This window comes from Pseudoalteromonas sp. Z9A6, from assembly GCF_011378805.1.
In the GTDB taxonomy this organism is placed as follows: domain Bacteria; phylum Pseudomonadota; class Gammaproteobacteria; order Enterobacterales; family Alteromonadaceae; genus Pseudoalteromonas; species Pseudoalteromonas distincta.
In genome coordinates, this window is record NZ_WTKZ01000037.1 from 1 (window position 1) to 16,042 (window position 16,042).

Below are 16,042 nucleotides of genomic sequence, written 5' to 3' on the forward strand. Positions count from 1 at the left end.
CGATTTAGCAAAATCTCTTGAGTCAGACTTGTGATCAAGAGACAGCTTACTAAGCGCCTTTTTTGTTTATTTAGTTCTTTTATTTAGTCTTCGTGTTTGTTTTGCATGTTCACTAAGTTCAGTTAAACCTAATTGGTCGTAACTTTTTTCCATCATTTCAAGCGCTGGATCTAAGTAACTGCTTTGTGAGTAATGTTCAACAACAAATTTACCTCTATTAGCAGCAGCTAAATAAGCTTCACGCTCATAATAGTAAGTGGCTACTTTCAATTCATAACGAGCCATACGATTTAAAAGCCACACTAAACGACGCTTAGCTTCAGGTGCGTAATCACTTTTTGGAAAGCGTTTTACTAGTGTCGATAAATCGGTAAATGCAACACGAGTACGGTTAGCATCACGGTCAGCTCTATCTACACCAAAGTATTCTTGGAACGCATTTTTATCTGCTTTAATGTTCACTAAACCACGCATGTAATACATGTAATCAAGGTCTTTATGATTTGGGTTTAAGCGAATAAAGCGGTCAATGGTTGCAAGTGCTTGTTCGGTATTACCTGATTGGTAATGCGCATACACTAAGTCCATTTGTACTTGTTTAGAGAATGGGCCAAACGGGTAGCGAGAATCTATTGCGCTCAAAAGTTCAATTGCGCGAGCATATAAACCAGAATCTAATGTTTCTTTTGCATCTTCATATAAAGCGTGTGCAGACTTATTAGGTACACGTTGAATGTCTTCTTGGTCTGGAGCAGACGAACAAGCACCTAAACTAAGTACAGAAACTGAAAAAACAATGGCAAATGCACGTTTCCCTATTTTATTTATCATTTTATTTGTTACCTTCGATGTCTTCGGCTAGGCCAAGTCGGTAAAACCGAGTAAACTATGCGTATTATATTATGCTTTTATTAAAAGCGATTCTAACCCAGTCGAGCAAAGCTTGCACTGGTAAATTGGGTAAAGTTACTAATGTCAGAGCAAATTTCTCTTCAAGCCGACGTTCCAACCGAACTAGGTGGTAAACGTCTAGACCAAGTATTAGCACAATTGTTCCCTGATTATTCACGTTCTCGTATAAAAACGTGGATATTGGATGATAAAATCACCGTAGATGGTGAAATTTTCAACACTCCACGCGAAAAGCTACTAGGTGGTGAAGTTGTAAGTGTTGAGACAACAATTGAAGCTCCACGCGAATACGAAGCACAAGATATCAAATTAAACATTGTTTATGAAGACGATGATATTTTGGTAATTAATAAACCAATGGGCCTAGTGGTTCACCCTGGAGCGGGCAATCCTAATGGAACAGTGCTAAACGCATTACTACATTACTACCCTGAAATAATTAACGTGCCACGCGCAGGTATTGTGCATCGTTTAGATAAAGACACGACCGGTTTAATGGTTGTAGCTAAAACGATTCCAGCACAAACGCATTTAGTAACAGCGCTACAAAAGCGTGAAAACTTCACGCGTGAATATGAAGCACTGTGTAATGGTACTATGACTGCAGGTGGTATGGTTGAAAAAGCGATTGGCCGTCATCCTACTCAGCGTACGCATATGGCCGTACATGAACTGGGTAAACCGGCAATTACACATTATCGTGTTGCTGAAAAATTCCGTGCTCATACTCGTTTACGTCTGCGCTTAGAAACAGGTCGTACTCACCAGATTCGTGTGCATATGGCACATTTAAATCATCCGCTAATTGGCGACCAATCTTATGGCGGCCGTCCGCGTCCACCTAAAGGTGCAACACCTGAATTATTTGAGTTACTTCGTAGCTTTAGACGCCAAGCACTGCATGCTGTAAAATTGAGTATTGCGCACCCAATCACCGGTGAAATGATGACATGGCAAGCACCTATCCCAGACGATATGGTCGCGATGACACATGCACTACGTGAAGATACTAAAGCTAATCCTGATATCGATAGATAATGCACTTATTGTCAGCGACATGGCAAAACCTTCATAAAGTAGGAACGTTAAGTACTACTTGTGGAGGTGGTGTTTCAAAAATCCCATTTAAAAGTTTTAATTTGGGATTCCATGTTGGTGATAATCAAAATCATGTATCAAAAAACCGCTCATTATTAACAAACCTCCTACCTAAACCTGCCGTGTGGCTAAATCAAGTTCATAGCTCTAATGTTGTTATTGTTGATGAACATTTTGATTTTAATGAGTTACACGATGCTGATGCGCTTTATACTCAGTTATTAAATCAGCCTTTGGCTATCATGACCGCCGATTGCTTACCTATTTTATTAGTGAGTGATGATGAAAAAGAAGTTGCAGCTATACATGGCGGTTGGCGAGGGCTTGAACAGGGAATTATTAAAAATACTTTGGAATGTTTTAGCTCAAAGTATGAAAATATAAATGCGTGGCTAGGGCCTGCAATTGGGCCAACTCGATTTGAGGTTGGGGCTGAAGTGTTTGAGTTATTTCAAAAAAGATCCCCTTCATTTATTCAAGCATTTACACCACAAGCTAATGGCAAATATCTTGCTGATATTTATGGTATTGCGCGTACTTTACTTACCCAGCGAGGAGTTAAAGATATTACGGGTGGAAACTACTGCACAGTTTCCCAAAGTGACTTATTCTTTTCTTATCGACGAGATGGACAAACTGGGCGTATGGCTAGTTTGATCTGGCGCAAGTAATTAGTATCTTTAATCATTATATTTCCCCCTACACCTTGAACAAACACCTAAAGATACCCATTAATTAAGCAATTAGATTATTTAATAGGTAACACCATGCGTTTAGATAGATTTACAAGTAAATTTCAATCTGCGCTTTCTGATGCGCAATCGCTAGCCCTTGGTCGCGATCATCAATTTATTGAACCCGTACATTTAATGTATTCATTGCTAAAGCAAAGTGGCTCTAGTGTACGTGCATTATTTGCACAAACGGGTGTCAGCGTTGACGAACTCAACACCAAGCTTTCACAAGAAATAGAAAAATTATTTAAAGTCGAAGGTGTAGGTGGCGATGTCCAGCTATCAAACAATATGGCATCACTTATTAACCTATGTGATAAGTACGCGCAAAAACGCAAAGACAAATATATTTCAAGTGAATTATTTGTACTGGCGGCATGCGATGATAAAGGTCCACTAGGCGATATATTTAGGTCGTTAAATATTACCTCGACTAAAATTGAAACCGCAATTAAAGCGATTCGCGGTGGTCAAAAAGTTGATGACCCAAATGCCGAAGAAACACGTCAAGCGCTTGAAAAATTCACGATTGATCTAACTGAGCGAGCAGAGCAAGGTAAGCTTGACCCCGTTATTGGTCGCGATGACGAAATTCGCCGCACGATTCAGGTACTACAACGCCGCACTAAAAATAACCCTGTATTAATCGGTGAGCCAGGTGTTGGTAAAACAGCAATCGCCGAGGGGTTAGCACAGCGTATTATTAATGGTGAAGTACCTGAAGGATTAAAAAATAAACGCGTACTATCACTTGATTTAGGTGCGTTAGTTGCGGGTGCTAAATACCGTGGCGAATTTGAAGAACGTTTAAAATCAGTATTAAACGAATTGGCTAAAGAAGAAGGCCAAGTCATTTTATTTATTGATGAAATACATACTATTGTGGGGGCGGGCAAAAGTGACGGCGCCATGGATGCAGGCAATATGTTAAAGCCAGCATTAGCACGCGGTGAGTTACACTGCGTTGGCGCAACCACGCTTGATGAATATCGTAAATACATAGAAAAAGACGCAGCTCTTGAGCGTCGATTTCAAAAGGTGCTTATTGAAGAGCCATCTGTTGAAGATACCATCGCAATATTGCGAGGCTTAAAAGAGCGATATGAGCTACACCATTCAGTAGAAATTACTGATCCTGCGATTGTTGCTGCAGCGCAGTTATCCCACCGTTATATTAGCGATCGTCAGTTACCTGATAAAGCGATTGATTTAATAGACGAAGCAGGCTCTTCAATTCGATTACAAATTGATTCAAAACCAGAATCGTTAGATAAGCTTGAACGCCGTATTATCCAACTTAAGTTAGAAGATAACGCGCTAGCGAAAGAAAAAGACGAAGCAAGCCAAAAACGCCGAGCTGAAATGCAAGAGTTGATCACCGATCTTGATGGGCAATACCGTGAGCTAGACGAGATATGGAATGCTGAAAAAGCATCACTTCAAGGCACGCAAGTAATTAAAGCCGAGCTTGAACAGGCAAGATTAGATTTAGATGTAGCGCGAAGAGCAAGTGATTTACAGCGTATGTCAGAGTTGCAATATGGACGAATTCCTGAGCTTGAGCGCAAGCTCGATTTAGCCTCACAAGCCGAAATGCAAGAAATGACTCTGCTTAAAAACCAAGTAGGTGAGGATGAAATTGCTGAAATACTGTCTCGCTGGACAGGTATTCCTGTGGCAAGAATGCTACAAGGTGAGCGTGAAAAGCTGCTGCAAATGGAAGATAAGTTACATAGTAAAGTAATAGGGCAAGATGAGGCGGTTGTTGCTGTTTCTAACGCAATACGACGCTCACGTGCCGGGCTTGCAGATCCTAACCGTCCTATTGGTTCTTTCTTATTTTTAGGCCCAACAGGTGTGGGTAAAACAGAGCTGACAAAAGCACTGGCTGGTTTTATGTTTGATACCGAAGATGCCATGGTGCGTATCGACATGTCTGAGTTTATGGAAAAACATTCAGTTGCACGCTTAGTAGGGGCACCTCCAGGCTATGTAGGTTACGAAGAGGGCGGGTATTTAACAGAGGCCGTACGTCGTAAACCTTACTCAGTGATATTGCTTGATGAAATAGAAAAAGCACATCCTGATGTGTTTAATATTTTACTGCAAGTATTAGATGATGGCCGATTAACTGACGGACAAGGTAGAACGGTTGATTTTAAAAATACCGTTATTATTATGACCTCAAATTTAGGTTCAGATATTATCCAAGAGCAAGCGGGTAATAATGACTATACGACTCTTAAAGCTAAAGTAATGGAAGTATTAATTAATGAGTTTAGGCCTGAGTTTATTAACCGTATAGACGAGACGGTCGTGTTCCATCCATTAGCTAACGAGCACATAAAAGAAATAGCTGATATTCAGTTAATGAAATTACGTGAGCGTTTAACAGAGATGGGGTATCTGCTTGAAATAAGTGATGCGGCTCTTGAGCGAATTGCAGAAAGTGGGTTTGATCCTGTGTACGGTGCACGTCCGCTTAAGCGGGCTATCCAACAAACGATAGAAAACCCACTGGCTCAAAAGCTACTTAATGGGGACTACATACCTGGTTGCGTGATTGTTATTGATGCAAATGACGACGCTTTGGTATTTACCAAACGCTAATTGTAAATAATTAAACTCTAAAGCCGCTAAAATAGCGGCTTTTTTATGTTTGTTAAACTTTAAAAGTTAGTAATAAATCGTTCACTCTACGTGAGCCTTCAACAAGCTCAGCTGCACCTTTTGCCACATTAAAGCTTAAACTTAAGTTGTTATCGCCAAAGTCTTTAATTTGCGAAACATTATTACTAATGTCGTTACTAACCATTTGTTGCTCTTCTGCAGCGGATGATATTTGTATTGCTAAGTGAGATATTTCACTGATTTGGATAAAAATCCCCTCAAGTTCAACTTGGGTTTTATCGGTTGTCAAAACACAGTTATCGGCTTGTGCTTTAGTGCTTTGCATTACTTTGGACCAGCTAAATAAAGTGTCTTGTATTTCTTTAATAGAACTGTGGATTTGTGTTGTAGCATTTTGAGTACGTGACGAAAGAGTCCTTACCTCATCGGCGACTACAGCAAAGCCTCGCCCATGTTCTCCCGCTCTAGCTGCTTCAATCGCTGCATTAAGAGCAAGTAAGTTAGTTTGATCGGCAATTCCTTCTATTTCACTCATTACCTTACCAATTTTATCTGCTTCAGAGGCTAAGCTGGTGGCTGTATTTGCTGCTTGTTCCACTTGAAAAGCTAAATCAGATACCATTTTACTATTATCTGCAATGTGGTCTTTTATCTCTGAGCAACTTTGATGGGTGTTATTCACTTTATCAGCTGTTTGAGCTGTATTTACTGATATTTCACCAATGGTAGAACTCATTTGAGTCATCGCTGATGCAATTTGTTCTAAACGCTCACCTTGAGAAGAAATCCCTTTTTCGGTGAGTGTTGATTGTTTGTCTAAATCAGTTGCGATGCCATTAAAGCTTAATGTTGAGTCTTTCATACGGCCAAGGACTGTGCGCAATTTTGCACTTAGCATTTGCTCTCTATAATCACTTACACTGTGCGGTGTATGGCCGCTGTAAATATAACGAGAGATTGAATCGGCTTTTGCTTTTTGTTCGCGTAATATTTTAGGGGTAACAATGAGTTCGTCATAATTTAGCACAATAACTAAAGCACAAATAAATAGGCTAATTGCAGCAATGGTGATTGATGCCGCAACAGCAATAAAAATCAGCCAAAATAATAGGCTTATAAAAGTAAGGCTTTGTCGTATTGTGGTGTGTTCTCGTAGTTTAAATAATGACTTGTTGGTATTTATTTTGTTGTAAAGTGTTTGTGCACGTTGCTTAAGTTGAGAGCTTGCTTTGGTTCTTACAGATTGATAACCAACAAGTCGGCCATGTTCAAAAATGGGGGTTACAAAGGCATCTACCCAGTAATAGCGGCCATCTTTACAGCGGTTTTTAACCATACCGCGCCACGAGTGTTCTTGTTTTAATGTTGCCCACATTTCTTTAAAGGCTGCTTTTGGCATATCAGGGTGGCGCACGATATTATGATGCTGACCGATAAGCTCTTGTGCGCTATATCCGGCTATAGAACAAAACGCTTGATTGACGTATGTTATTACACCTTTAAGATCAGTAGTGGAAACCAGCTCTTGTGATTCATCAAAGTATACTTCTTCATTTTTTAAGCTTTTATCATTGTGCATTGTATTTATTATCATCCTTTATTGTTGCAGTCATTATATTGCTTACACACTACAAAGCAAAAAATAGCGTCTTTCCTTCTATGCTCATAAGACAAATGATTGTATTTATTGATCTAGATCAAGTTTAAATACCAGACAGCTAAATTGAACTGATTTTGTATAAGTTCCGGTCTATTACTATAGGCTGATATTTTACTTATTTGATTTATAATTAAATACGTATATAAAGCATTTGTATAATGCACATAGCAATGGCAATATTACGACTTAATATAATGATGTTGGTCATATTAAGCGCATGTATAAAGTGGGCAAATAATTATTAGATTTGAAAAGTTATATTGTTCTTAGCAATTTATTCCAGTTGCATTAAATGAATGATCTATTATAGCGCCAAGAAAATAGCACAATAACAAGGCGAAAATTATGACATATAGTTGTTCTATATGAATAATTTTTAACGCAGTGAGGGCGTTATTTAACGCGATATAATGATCATATTTTCAATAAAATTGGTATTCATCTTGAGTCTAAGTAATTAGCCCCCATAACCTTATGATTAAGCCACGTGGCCCGAGGAAAGATTTTTTGACAACACATGATTTAGCTAACGCACTTGAAGCGTTATCAGTAGATGAGCACCAACATGCAGTTAAAGGCATTAAACGTGGCATAGAGCGAGAGTCACTAAGAATACAAGAGAATGGTGCTATATCACCTAAAGGCCATCCAAAAGGGGTGGGCAGTGCGTTAACTAATGGCCATATCACAACTGATTTTTCTGAATCTTTACTTGAATTTATTACTCCAGTTAGTGAGTCGTCAACGCAAACTCTTAAACAATTAAAGGACCTTCAAAAGTTCACTCTAGAAAAGATGGACGATGAAGTGCTTTGGCCTATCAGTATGCCATGCTTTATTGAACACCAAGATGATATTGTTTTAGCTCAATTTGGTAGTTCTAATACAGGCAAAATGAAAACACTATACCGTGAAGGATTAAAAAATCGCTACGGTAGTATGATGCAAGCAATTGCAGGCGTTCACTTTAATATTTCATTTCCAGATACGCTTTGGCAGTCGCTTCACTCGTTACAACAAAGTAATGCAAGCCTTCAAGATTTTATTTCAGAGGGTTATTTAGCGCTTATTCGTAACTTTAAACGCGAACTATGGCTAATAAGTTACATGTTTGGTGCATCACCAGCATTATGTAACTCATTTTTACAAGGTCGAAAAACCGATTTACCATTTAAAAAACTAGGTAAAGGTACGCTTTACTTAGAAGTTGGTACGGCACTGCGTTTAGGCAATTTAGGTTATACAAATAGCGCCCAGTCGTCACTACGCGTAATGTATAACTCGTTAGATGAATATGTAGCAGGCCTTAAAAAAGCAATCAACACACCATCAGAAATTTATGGTGATCTTGATGACTATAAGAGTGAAAACCCTAAGCAGTTAAATAAAAATATTCTGCAGATTGAAAACGAATTTTACTCGCCAATTCGTCCTAAGCGTAATGCTAAAAGTGGCGAAACGCCAACGGATGCACTGCTTCGAGCAGGCATTGAATACGTAGAAATTCGCGCATTAGACGTTAATCCGTTTAGCGAAGTTGGTATTGATATTGAGCAAATTCACTTTTTAGATGTGTTTTTAACGTATTGTTTATTAAAAGATTCAGCTCCAATGGATTGGAAAGAACAAGCGCGTAGTACTGAAAATCTCGACACAGTAGTAAACCAAGGTCGAGAAGAAGGGCTAATGCTTAACTTTAATAACACACAACGTAGTCTTCAGTTGTGGGGCGATGAAATATTTACCCAGCTTACTGATGTCGCTAAATGGATGGATAATGCTTATGGTGTTAACTATTACTCAGATACTATAAAGCGCATGGCAACGTGGATACATAATCCAGAGCTTACTTACTCTGGACGTTACGTGTCACAGTTAAAAGAGTCTGGCTTAGACAACGGCCACTTTGCACTAGCACTGGCTAATAAATACAAACAAAGTCACGCAGACACTGATTACAGTGAGTTTTTAAAACCTTGGCTGGAACAACAAGTTGTAGAGTCTAACGAAGCACAAGCTGCAATTGAGCAAGCAGATACCCAGTCATTTACCGCATTTTTAGATGCGTATTTTGACGGTAAATAATCTTAATACTTAGTAAAATTTAAGCAAAAAAAACGCAGCCTAAGTTGGCTGCGTAAATATATTCAGGGATGAATTAATGCTGTACTGCTGCATTCATTGAGTCAGACCCACACTTTTTAAAAAAGTTCTGTGAGATCTTAGAAAAATGAAAAAAAATGCAATTATCCTATCTCTCGCCATTACTTTAGCTGGTTGTGCTACAGCGCCTCCAAAGCAACCTAACGATCTATGTAAAATCTTTGAAGAAAAACCTGATTGGTATTTTGACGCAAAAGATGCGCAAGAAAAATGGGGTTCTCCTAAGCATGTACTCATGAGTATGATGTACCAGGAAAGCTCCTTTAAGCATGATGCCGCTCCGCCTATGGAGTACTTCTTATGGATAATTCCAACCGGTCGCGCAAGTGATGCTTATGGTTACTCACAGGCTAAAACACCAACATGGTCAGATTATATTCGTGAAACAGGCAACAATGGTGCTGATAGAGACGACTTTGACGATGCAATCGACTTTATGGCGTGGTTTGTTTATAAAACGCATAAAGTAAATAAAATCTCTAAATGGGATGCTTACGCACAATACCTTAATTATCATGAAGGTTGGGGTGGCTATAAGCGTGGCACGTATAAAAAGAAAAAATGGTTAATGGGTGTAGCAAACAAAGTTAAACACAGAGCGAGCCGTTATGGCGCACAATTAAAGCGCTGTGAAGACGAGCTTGATAAAGGTTGGTTTGAACGTCTTATATTTGGCTAGAGAGTTATTAATGGATGTATAAAAGGAGCCAATCGGCTCCTTTTTTACTTAGCGAGAACGCTTATTAGGCAGTATCTTCACTTGTTTTATCATATTTTCTTTTACTTCGAGTACTTCAATAGGGTAGCCCGCAATACGTAGACTAATATTTGCATCGGGAATATCTTCTAAGTATTCAACAATTAAACCACTCAAAGTTTTTGGGCCGTCTAGTGGGAAATCCCAACCCATCTCTTTATTTAAATCGCGTACGTTAGCGCCGCCATCTACAATGCAAGAGCCATCAGTTTGAGTTTCTACTTCTTCGCTTGGCGTACGAGTTTGTGTAGTTGTAAAATCGCCAACAACTTCTTCTAAAATATCTTCAAGCGTTACTAAACCTTGAATATCGCCATACTCGTCTACTACTAAGCCAATACGCTCTTTAGACTGCTGAAACTTTAACAGCTGAGTGTTAAGTGATGTTCCCTCTGGGATAAAGTAAATTTCGCGTACAGCACGCAGCAAAGATGGTTTATCAAATTGCTCTTTTGTAAGTAGACGTAGTGCATCTCGAGAGTGAATAAAGCCTACTGCGTCATCTATATTGTCGCGATACAACAACACGCGAGTATGTTGTGCATGGGTAAGCTGGCGACTAATTAGTTTCCAATCATCATTAATATCAATAGCCACAATTTCGTTACGTGGGATCATGATATCTTCAACGGTTACTTGCTCTAAATCTAAAATTGAGGTCAGCATACTTTGATGGCGAGCAGGGATAAGTGCGCCTGACTCATTGAGCACTGTTTTTAATTCTTCTTTGCTCATGCTGTGCTCGTCGATTTGAGCGGCACTAATACCAAATAATCGCAATATCCCGTTGGTCATCCAGTTAACGATAACAACAAAAGGAAAAAGAATTTTTAGTAACCCTTTAAGTATTATTGAGCTTGGAAAAGCAACTTTTTCAGGATAAAGGGCAGCAAGAGTTTTAGGTGTTACTTCGGCAAATATAAGCACGACTAAAGTTAACACACCCGTAGCGATAGCAATACCAAGGTCACCGTAAAGGCGAATACCTATAATGGTAGCAACTTGAGCAGCAGCTATATTGACAAGATTATTGCCAATTAAGATTAAACCGATGAGCCTATCTGGACGGCTAAGTAATTTACTGACTCGTTTAGCTGCACGATGATCCTCTTTAGCGAGGTGTCGCAGGCGTATACGATTGATTGACATAATTCCGGTTTCTGAACCAGAAAAATAAGCAGAAAAAAGCACCAAAAAACCTAAAATGATAAATAGGGTACTTGTCGATATGTCGTCCAACGATGGATCCTTTTCTTATAAATCAATGCGTATTAAGCTAGAGTGAGCAAGCAGAGTCAAGTTAAAACTTATTTAGTATCACTTCTTGTATGAAACGGCTGCCAAAATATGCGAGTGTGAGGACAAATGCAGCGACCATGATCGTAATAACCACAGGTTTACCGCGCCAACCCTTTTTCATATGCCCGATGGCTACAATGGCAAAAATAGCCCACGCAACTAACGACAATATCGTTTTATGAATGAACTCTTTAGCAAACATCCCATCAAGAAATACAAACCCCGAGAGTAATGCGAACGTGAGTAATATGGTGCCTAAATTAAGGAGTTGGTAAAGCTGGCGCTCAACAACCATTAAAGGCGGAAGGTGACTATGCACAATTGCTAAATCTTTACGTTTTAAACGTTTATCAATAAAGTAGAACTGTACACCATATAAAGTAGCAATAATTAAAACACAGTAGGCCAATAGGGATAAGGAAATGTGTGTTACTAAGCCAACCTCAATATTAATGCTTTGCAGTAAAATATGATGAGGAATAAATAAACTGGCAATTGTAAGTAAAGCACCAAAACCATAAACAACGGGCAATAATAAAGTGGCAGGGAACTTTAGCGACACAGCTGTTACTGAAACTACAATAACCCAGCATGTTAAAAGGGAGACGTTTACAATACTTAAGTCTTGACCGTCGGATCTAAAAACAGAGTTAACTAACAGCAGCATATGCGCCACTATAGCAACCGTGCTCAATATGACGGTTACCTTTTGGCTAGGGCCTTGTTGATGAAACAGGCGTGAGAGCACGTGAGACGTTGCTAACACATAAAATAAACTGGCAATAATAGTTAAACTAATAATCAGCATTGTGCTTGGGCCACTTAATTTGAGACAAAATAATCCTTGTTGTTATGTAGCCATTGTATTTTATAGCAAAGCAAATGCATAGACCTTAAAAAAAGAAACTCAACAAGGTGCACTTGAACACTGTATTGTAAGACGCCATATACGGTATACTACTTTTAATTGAAACTTAATAAGTCAATCCTGGTTAATTGAAAATCAAACTAACCGTAAAATTTTAATGGATTGATATAAACGTCTTATCGGAACCGTTACATGTTTGAGAACCTCCAAGAACGATTAGGTAAAACCTTAAAAAATATCAGTGGCCGTGGCCGTCTGACTGAAGACAACATAAAAGACACACTTCGCGAAGTGCGTATGGCATTTTTAGAAGCCGATGTGGCATTGCCTGTTGTTCGCGAGTTTGTAAAACAAGTTAAAGAACGTGCAGTTGGGGTTGAAGTTACAAAAAGCTTAAGCCCGGGCCAAGTATTTATAAAAATAGTGCGTGAAGAACTAGAAAAAGCAATGGGTGAGGCTAATGAAGAGCTAAGTCTAAATGCGCAACCGCCAGCCGTTGTAATGGTAGCGGGTCTACAAGGTGCGGGTAAAACCACCAGTGTAGCTAAGCTTGCTAAGTTTTTAAAAGAGCGAAAAAAGAAATCAGTACTTGTAGTAAGTGCCGATGTTTATCGTCCTGCGGCTATTAAACAGCTAGAAACGCTTGCAGCAGAAGTTGATGTTGATTTTTTCCCAAGTGATATTTCGCAAAAACCAGTTGATATTGCAACCGCTGCAATTTCACATGCTAAAAAGAAATTTATAGATGTAGTACTTGTTGATACTGCAGGTCGTCTACATGTTGATAGCAACATGATGGATGAAATTAAAGATCTTCATAAAGCAATCAATCCAATTGAAACCTTGTTCGTTGTTGATGCAATGACAGGTCAAGATGCGGCGAATACAGCTAAAGCATTCGACGAAGCATTACCACTTACCGGTGTTATATTAACAAAAACCGATGGTGATGCACGTGGTGGCGCAGCTTTATCGATTCGTCATATCACTGGCAAGCCTATTAAGTTTATGGGTGTGGGTGAGCGAACTGACGCACTTGAGCCTTTCCATCCAGACCGTATAGCGTCGCGTATTTTAGGCATGGGTGATGTACTTTCATTAATCGAAGAAGTCGAAATGAAAGTAGATAAAGAGCAAGCTGCTAAAGTTGCTGAAAAAGTATTTAAAGGTGCCGGTTTTACCCTTGATGACTTTGCTGATCAATTAAAGCAAATGAAAAACATGGGTGGCATGATGTCGATGCTTGATAAGCTCCCTGGTATGTCTAACTTACCAGATGCTGTTAAAGGCCAAATGGGTGACAAAACATTTATCCAAATGGAAGCTATTATTAGCTCAATGACTAAAAAAGAGCGTGCACGTCCAGAAATCATCAAAGGTTCGCGTAAAAAACGTATAGCAGCAGGCTCTGGTACACAAGTACAAGAGATTAATAAGTTGCTTAAGCAGTTTACGCAAATGCAAAAAATGATGAAAAAGATGAAAGGTAAAGGCGGCATGACTAAAATGATGCGCGGTATGAAAGGCATGTTACCACCTGGGATGATGGGTGGCGGTGGTCCTAAGTTTTAAAAAATACTTTTGAGTTATTTTTTAAAACAATAGCGAATCATATTTAAAGGAGCAAATAGCTCCTTTTTTGTTGAATAAATTATGCATGTAATACACCTTTAACCCTAATTTGTCGTTGAGATCACGGTTTAACCTACTAAACTGTCTTTTTGCTTCACTTCTTACTTGCGTTATTGCCAAAAACTCGTACAATTCCCCAGCTCCCCATTCTGGGGAGTAAATCTTATTAATGAAAACAGTCAATCTTTATAGAGGACGGTATGGTAACTATTCGTTTGCAACGTGGTGGCGCTAAAAAACGCCCTTTCTATCAAATTGTGGTTGCGGATAGCCGTTTCTCGCGTGACGGTCGCTTCATCGAGAAAGTAGGCTTTTTTAACCCAATTGCTTCAGGTCAAGAAGAAAAAATTCGTTTAGATTTACCACGTGTTGAACACTGGGTAGGTCAGGGCGCATCTCTTTCAGATCGCGTAGCTAAGTTAGTAAAAGACGCTCGTAAAGCGGCTTAATAGGCGTAAGTGTAACCATGAGTCAAGAGAACACCTCATCAATAATTGTCGTAGGAAAGCTCGGTGCCCCATATGGTATAAAGGGCTGGCTTAAGGTACATTCATTTACTGATGATCCCGTAGGGATCTTCGATTTCAGCCCGTGGTTGATAGGGCAGCAAGGTAAATGGCAGTCCTTAGAAGTGGTCGACTGGCGTCGCCACAACAAAGGCTTTATCGCTAAATTTGCGCAGATAAACGACCGAGACGAAGCAATGGCTTATACCCATGCTGAAATCTCAATGGATGCAGCGCATTTACCAGAACTTCCGCAAGGTGAGTTCTATTGGCGAGATCTCATTGGCATGTCTGTTGTAACCGATAAAGGTTATAGCTTAGGCATTGTTGATGACCTTATGGAGACAGGGTCAAATGACGTACTAGTTGTGAAAGCAAACAGTAAAGACGCATTTGGTCAAGCTGAACGTTTGATTCCTTTTTTAACTGATTCAGTTATTAAAGAAGTTAAATACGACGCAAAAGAAATTACCGTAGATTGGGATCCAGGGTTTTAATGACGCAAACTAGTTCATTATGGGTAGGGGTGATAAGCCTTTTTCCAGACATGTTTGACGCTATTACAGACCAAGGTGTTACCGGTCGCGCAGTAAAAAATGGTTTAATTGATTTTAACTGTTGGAATCCGCGAGACTACGCTTTAGATAAGCATAGAACCGTAGATGACCGTCCTTACGGGGGCGGACCAGGTATGTTAATGATGGTTGAGCCATTAAAAAAAGCGATTGCCGAAGCTAAAAAAGCAGCTGGTGATGGCGCTAAAGTAATTTATATGTCTCCGCAAGGGCGCAAACTTGATCAGCAGGGCGCTAGCGAACTCGCTAACTCTAATAAACTGATTTTGATTGCCGGTCGCTATGAAGGTATAGATGAGAGAATAATAGAATCATATGTTGACGAAGAATGGTCAATTGGTGATTTTATTTTGAGTGGTGGTGAACTACCTGCCATGACATTAATTGACGCAGTAGCGCGATTAGTGCCAGGTGTGTTAGGTCATAACCAGTCAGCAGAACAAGATTCGTTTTCGGATGGCTTGTTAGATTGTCCACACTATACACGACCAGAAACATTGGACGACAAACAGGTTCCTGCTGTATTACTCAGCGGAAACCACCAAGAGATAGCAAAGTGGCGGCTTAAGCAGTCATTAGGTAGAACTTGGTTACGACGTCCTGACTTGTTGCATAACCTAGCTCTGACTGAGGAGCAAGCGGTATTACTCGCAGAATTTCAGCAAGAGTACCAAAAAGCTTGTGGCTAGAAGACAGTTACACCTAGGAAAGTGAGAAACATAATGGCAAAAGTAAACCAAAATATTATTAAAGCGCTTGAAGATGAGCAGCTTAAAACAGACGTACCTGCATTTGGCCCTGGTGATACAGTGGTTGTACAGGTAAAAGTAAAAGAAGGTGCTAAAGAGCGTCTACAGGCCTTTGAAGGTGTTGTAATCGCTAAGCGTAATCGTGGTCTTCACTCAGCATTCACAGTTCGTAAAATTTCGAACGGTGAAGGTGTTGAGCGTGTATTCCAAACGCACAGCCCTCTTATTGATAGCGTAGCAGTTAAGCGTCGCGGTGCAGTTCGCCGTGCTAAGCTTTACTACCTACGTGAGCGTTCTGGTAAATCTGCACGTATTAGAGAAAAACTTAACTAATACGCGCTGTTTATCAACGCAAAAAAACGGGTTGCATCCTTCGGGTTGCAACCCGTTTTGGTTTTAGAATATTATTTTCTCAATTCTCAATTCTCAATCCTCATTAGTAAAATTTAAGCTTTAGC

Annotated in this window: 14 protein-coding genes; 10 read left to right on the forward strand and 4 right to left on the reverse strand. The window is 39.6% G+C overall.

The features are described 5' to 3' along the window. Window positions 1–66: 66 nt before the first annotated feature. On the reverse strand, window positions 67–831 hold the full coding sequence (locus GQR53_RS13710; RefSeq protein WP_007581382.1) for an outer membrane protein assembly factor BamD: 765 nt from the start codon (window positions 829–831) through the stop codon (window positions 67–69). A gap of 141 nt (window positions 832–972) precedes the next feature. Between GQR53_RS13710 and rluD the strand changes: the two genes are divergently transcribed. From rluD to clpB, 3 genes are all read left to right on the forward strand, one after another. Continuing rightward, window positions 973–1,950 carry a 23S rRNA pseudouridine(1911/1915/1917) synthase RluD gene (gene rluD, locus GQR53_RS13715; RefSeq protein WP_002962209.1) on the forward strand — a complete coding sequence of 326 codons (978 nt, stop codon included), beginning with the start codon at window positions 973–975 and terminating at the stop codon, window positions 1,948–1,950. Further along, window positions 1,950–2,681, forward strand: coding sequence for a peptidoglycan editing factor PgeF (pgeF, locus tag GQR53_RS13720; protein ID WP_165744200.1), 732 nt, complete (start codon window positions 1,950–1,952; stop codon window positions 2,679–2,681). Before rluD ends, pgeF begins: the two co-directional genes overlap by 1 nt. A 96-nt stretch (window positions 2,682–2,777) precedes the next feature. Further along, window positions 2,778–5,354, forward strand: coding sequence for an ATP-dependent chaperone ClpB (clpB, locus tag GQR53_RS13725; RefSeq protein WP_165744201.1), 2,577 nt, complete (start codon window positions 2,778–2,780; stop codon window positions 5,352–5,354). A gap of 52 nt (window positions 5,355–5,406) precedes the next feature. On the opposite strand, the gene GQR53_RS13730 is transcribed toward clpB, so the two are convergent. Then, window positions 5,407–6,954, reverse strand: coding sequence for a PAS domain-containing methyl-accepting chemotaxis protein (locus GQR53_RS13730; RefSeq protein ID WP_024604444.1), 1,548 nt, complete (start codon window positions 6,952–6,954; stop codon window positions 5,407–5,409). Between the two features lie 588 nt (window positions 6,955–7,542). Between GQR53_RS13730 and gshA the strand changes: the two genes are divergently transcribed. Beyond that, a complete protein-coding gene (gene gshA, locus GQR53_RS13735) occupies window positions 7,543–9,120 on the forward strand; it encodes a glutamate--cysteine ligase (protein WP_165744202.1) in 1,578 nt (525 codons plus the stop codon). 145 nt (window positions 9,121–9,265) lie between these two features. Beyond that, window positions 9,266–9,877, forward strand: coding sequence for a transglycosylase SLT domain-containing protein (locus tag GQR53_RS13740; protein WP_002962200.1), 612 nt, complete (start codon window positions 9,266–9,268; stop codon window positions 9,875–9,877). A gap of 48 nt (window positions 9,878–9,925) precedes the next feature. Here GQR53_RS13740 and GQR53_RS13745 read toward each other — a convergent pair whose 3' ends face one another. Continuing rightward, window positions 9,926–11,194, reverse strand: a complete 1,269-nt coding sequence (locus GQR53_RS13745) for a CNNM domain-containing protein (RefSeq protein WP_165744203.1) — start codon at window positions 11,192–11,194, stop codon at window positions 9,926–9,928. 61 nt (window positions 11,195–11,255) lie between these two features. After that, window positions 11,256–12,062 carry a cytochrome c biogenesis protein CcsA gene (ccsA, locus tag GQR53_RS13750; protein ID WP_165744204.1) on the reverse strand — a complete coding sequence of 269 codons (807 nt, stop codon included), beginning with the start codon at window positions 12,060–12,062 and terminating at the stop codon, window positions 11,256–11,258. Window positions 12,063–12,314: 252 nt separating this feature from the next. On the opposite strand from ccsA, the gene ffh reads away from it, so the two are divergent. From ffh to rplS, 5 genes are all read left to right on the forward strand, one after another. Then, on the forward strand, window positions 12,315–13,694 hold the full coding sequence (gene ffh, locus GQR53_RS13755) for a signal recognition particle protein (RefSeq protein ID WP_165744205.1): 1,380 nt from the start codon (window positions 12,315–12,317) through the stop codon (window positions 13,692–13,694). 260 nt (window positions 13,695–13,954) lie between these two features. After that, window positions 13,955–14,203, forward strand: a complete 249-nt coding sequence (rpsP, locus tag GQR53_RS13760) for a 30S ribosomal protein S16 (RefSeq protein ID WP_002962192.1) — start codon at window positions 13,955–13,957, stop codon at window positions 14,201–14,203. 17 nt (window positions 14,204–14,220) lie between these two features. Beyond that, a complete protein-coding gene (rimM, locus tag GQR53_RS13765; protein WP_024604448.1) occupies window positions 14,221–14,757 on the forward strand; it encodes a ribosome maturation factor RimM in 537 nt (178 codons plus the stop codon). Next, window positions 14,757–15,524, forward strand: a complete 768-nt coding sequence (trmD, locus tag GQR53_RS13770) for a tRNA (guanosine(37)-N1)-methyltransferase TrmD (RefSeq protein ID WP_002962190.1) — start codon at window positions 14,757–14,759, stop codon at window positions 15,522–15,524. Before rimM ends, trmD begins: the two co-directional genes overlap by 1 nt. 33 nt (window positions 15,525–15,557) lie before the next feature. Then, window positions 15,558–15,917, forward strand: a complete 360-nt coding sequence (rplS, locus tag GQR53_RS13775) for a 50S ribosomal protein L19 (RefSeq protein WP_002962189.1) — start codon at window positions 15,558–15,560, stop codon at window positions 15,915–15,917. The last annotated feature ends 125 nt before the right edge of the window (window positions 15,918–16,042 follow it).

What these genes read in the sequence shown, in the direction of transcription:
- GQR53_RS13710 (WP_007581382.1), bottom strand. Translation starts at nt 831, where the DNA reads ATGATAAATAAAATAGGGAAACGTGCATTTGCCATTGTTTTTTCAGTT.
- rluD (WP_002962209.1), top strand. Translation starts at nt 973, where the DNA reads ATGTCAGAGCAAATTTCTCTTCAAGCCGACGTTCCAACCGAACTAGGT.
- pgeF (WP_165744200.1), top strand. Translation starts at nt 1,950, where the DNA reads ATGCACTTATTGTCAGCGACATGGCAAAACCTTCATAAAGTAGGAACG.
- clpB (WP_165744201.1), top strand. Translation starts at nt 2,778, where the DNA reads ATGCGTTTAGATAGATTTACAAGTAAATTTCAATCTGCGCTTTCTGAT.
- GQR53_RS13730 (WP_024604444.1), bottom strand. Translation starts at nt 6,954, where the DNA reads ATGCACAATGATAAAAGCTTAAAAAATGAAGAAGTATACTTTGATGAA.
- GQR53_RS13740 (WP_002962200.1), top strand. Translation starts at nt 9,266, where the DNA reads ATGAAAAAAAATGCAATTATCCTATCTCTCGCCATTACTTTAGCTGGT.
- ccsA (WP_165744204.1), bottom strand. Translation starts at nt 12,062, where the DNA reads ATGCTGATTATTAGTTTAACTATTATTGCCAGTTTATTTTATGTGTTA.
- ffh (WP_165744205.1), top strand. Translation starts at nt 12,315, where the DNA reads ATGTTTGAGAACCTCCAAGAACGATTAGGTAAAACCTTAAAAAATATC.
- rpsP (WP_002962192.1), top strand. Translation starts at nt 13,955, where the DNA reads ATGGTAACTATTCGTTTGCAACGTGGTGGCGCTAAAAAACGCCCTTTC.
- rimM (WP_024604448.1), top strand. Translation starts at nt 14,221, where the DNA reads ATGAGTCAAGAGAACACCTCATCAATAATTGTCGTAGGAAAGCTCGGT.
- trmD (WP_002962190.1), top strand. Translation starts at nt 14,757, where the DNA reads ATGACGCAAACTAGTTCATTATGGGTAGGGGTGATAAGCCTTTTTCCA.
- rplS (WP_002962189.1), top strand. Translation starts at nt 15,558, where the DNA reads ATGGCAAAAGTAAACCAAAATATTATTAAAGCGCTTGAAGATGAGCAG.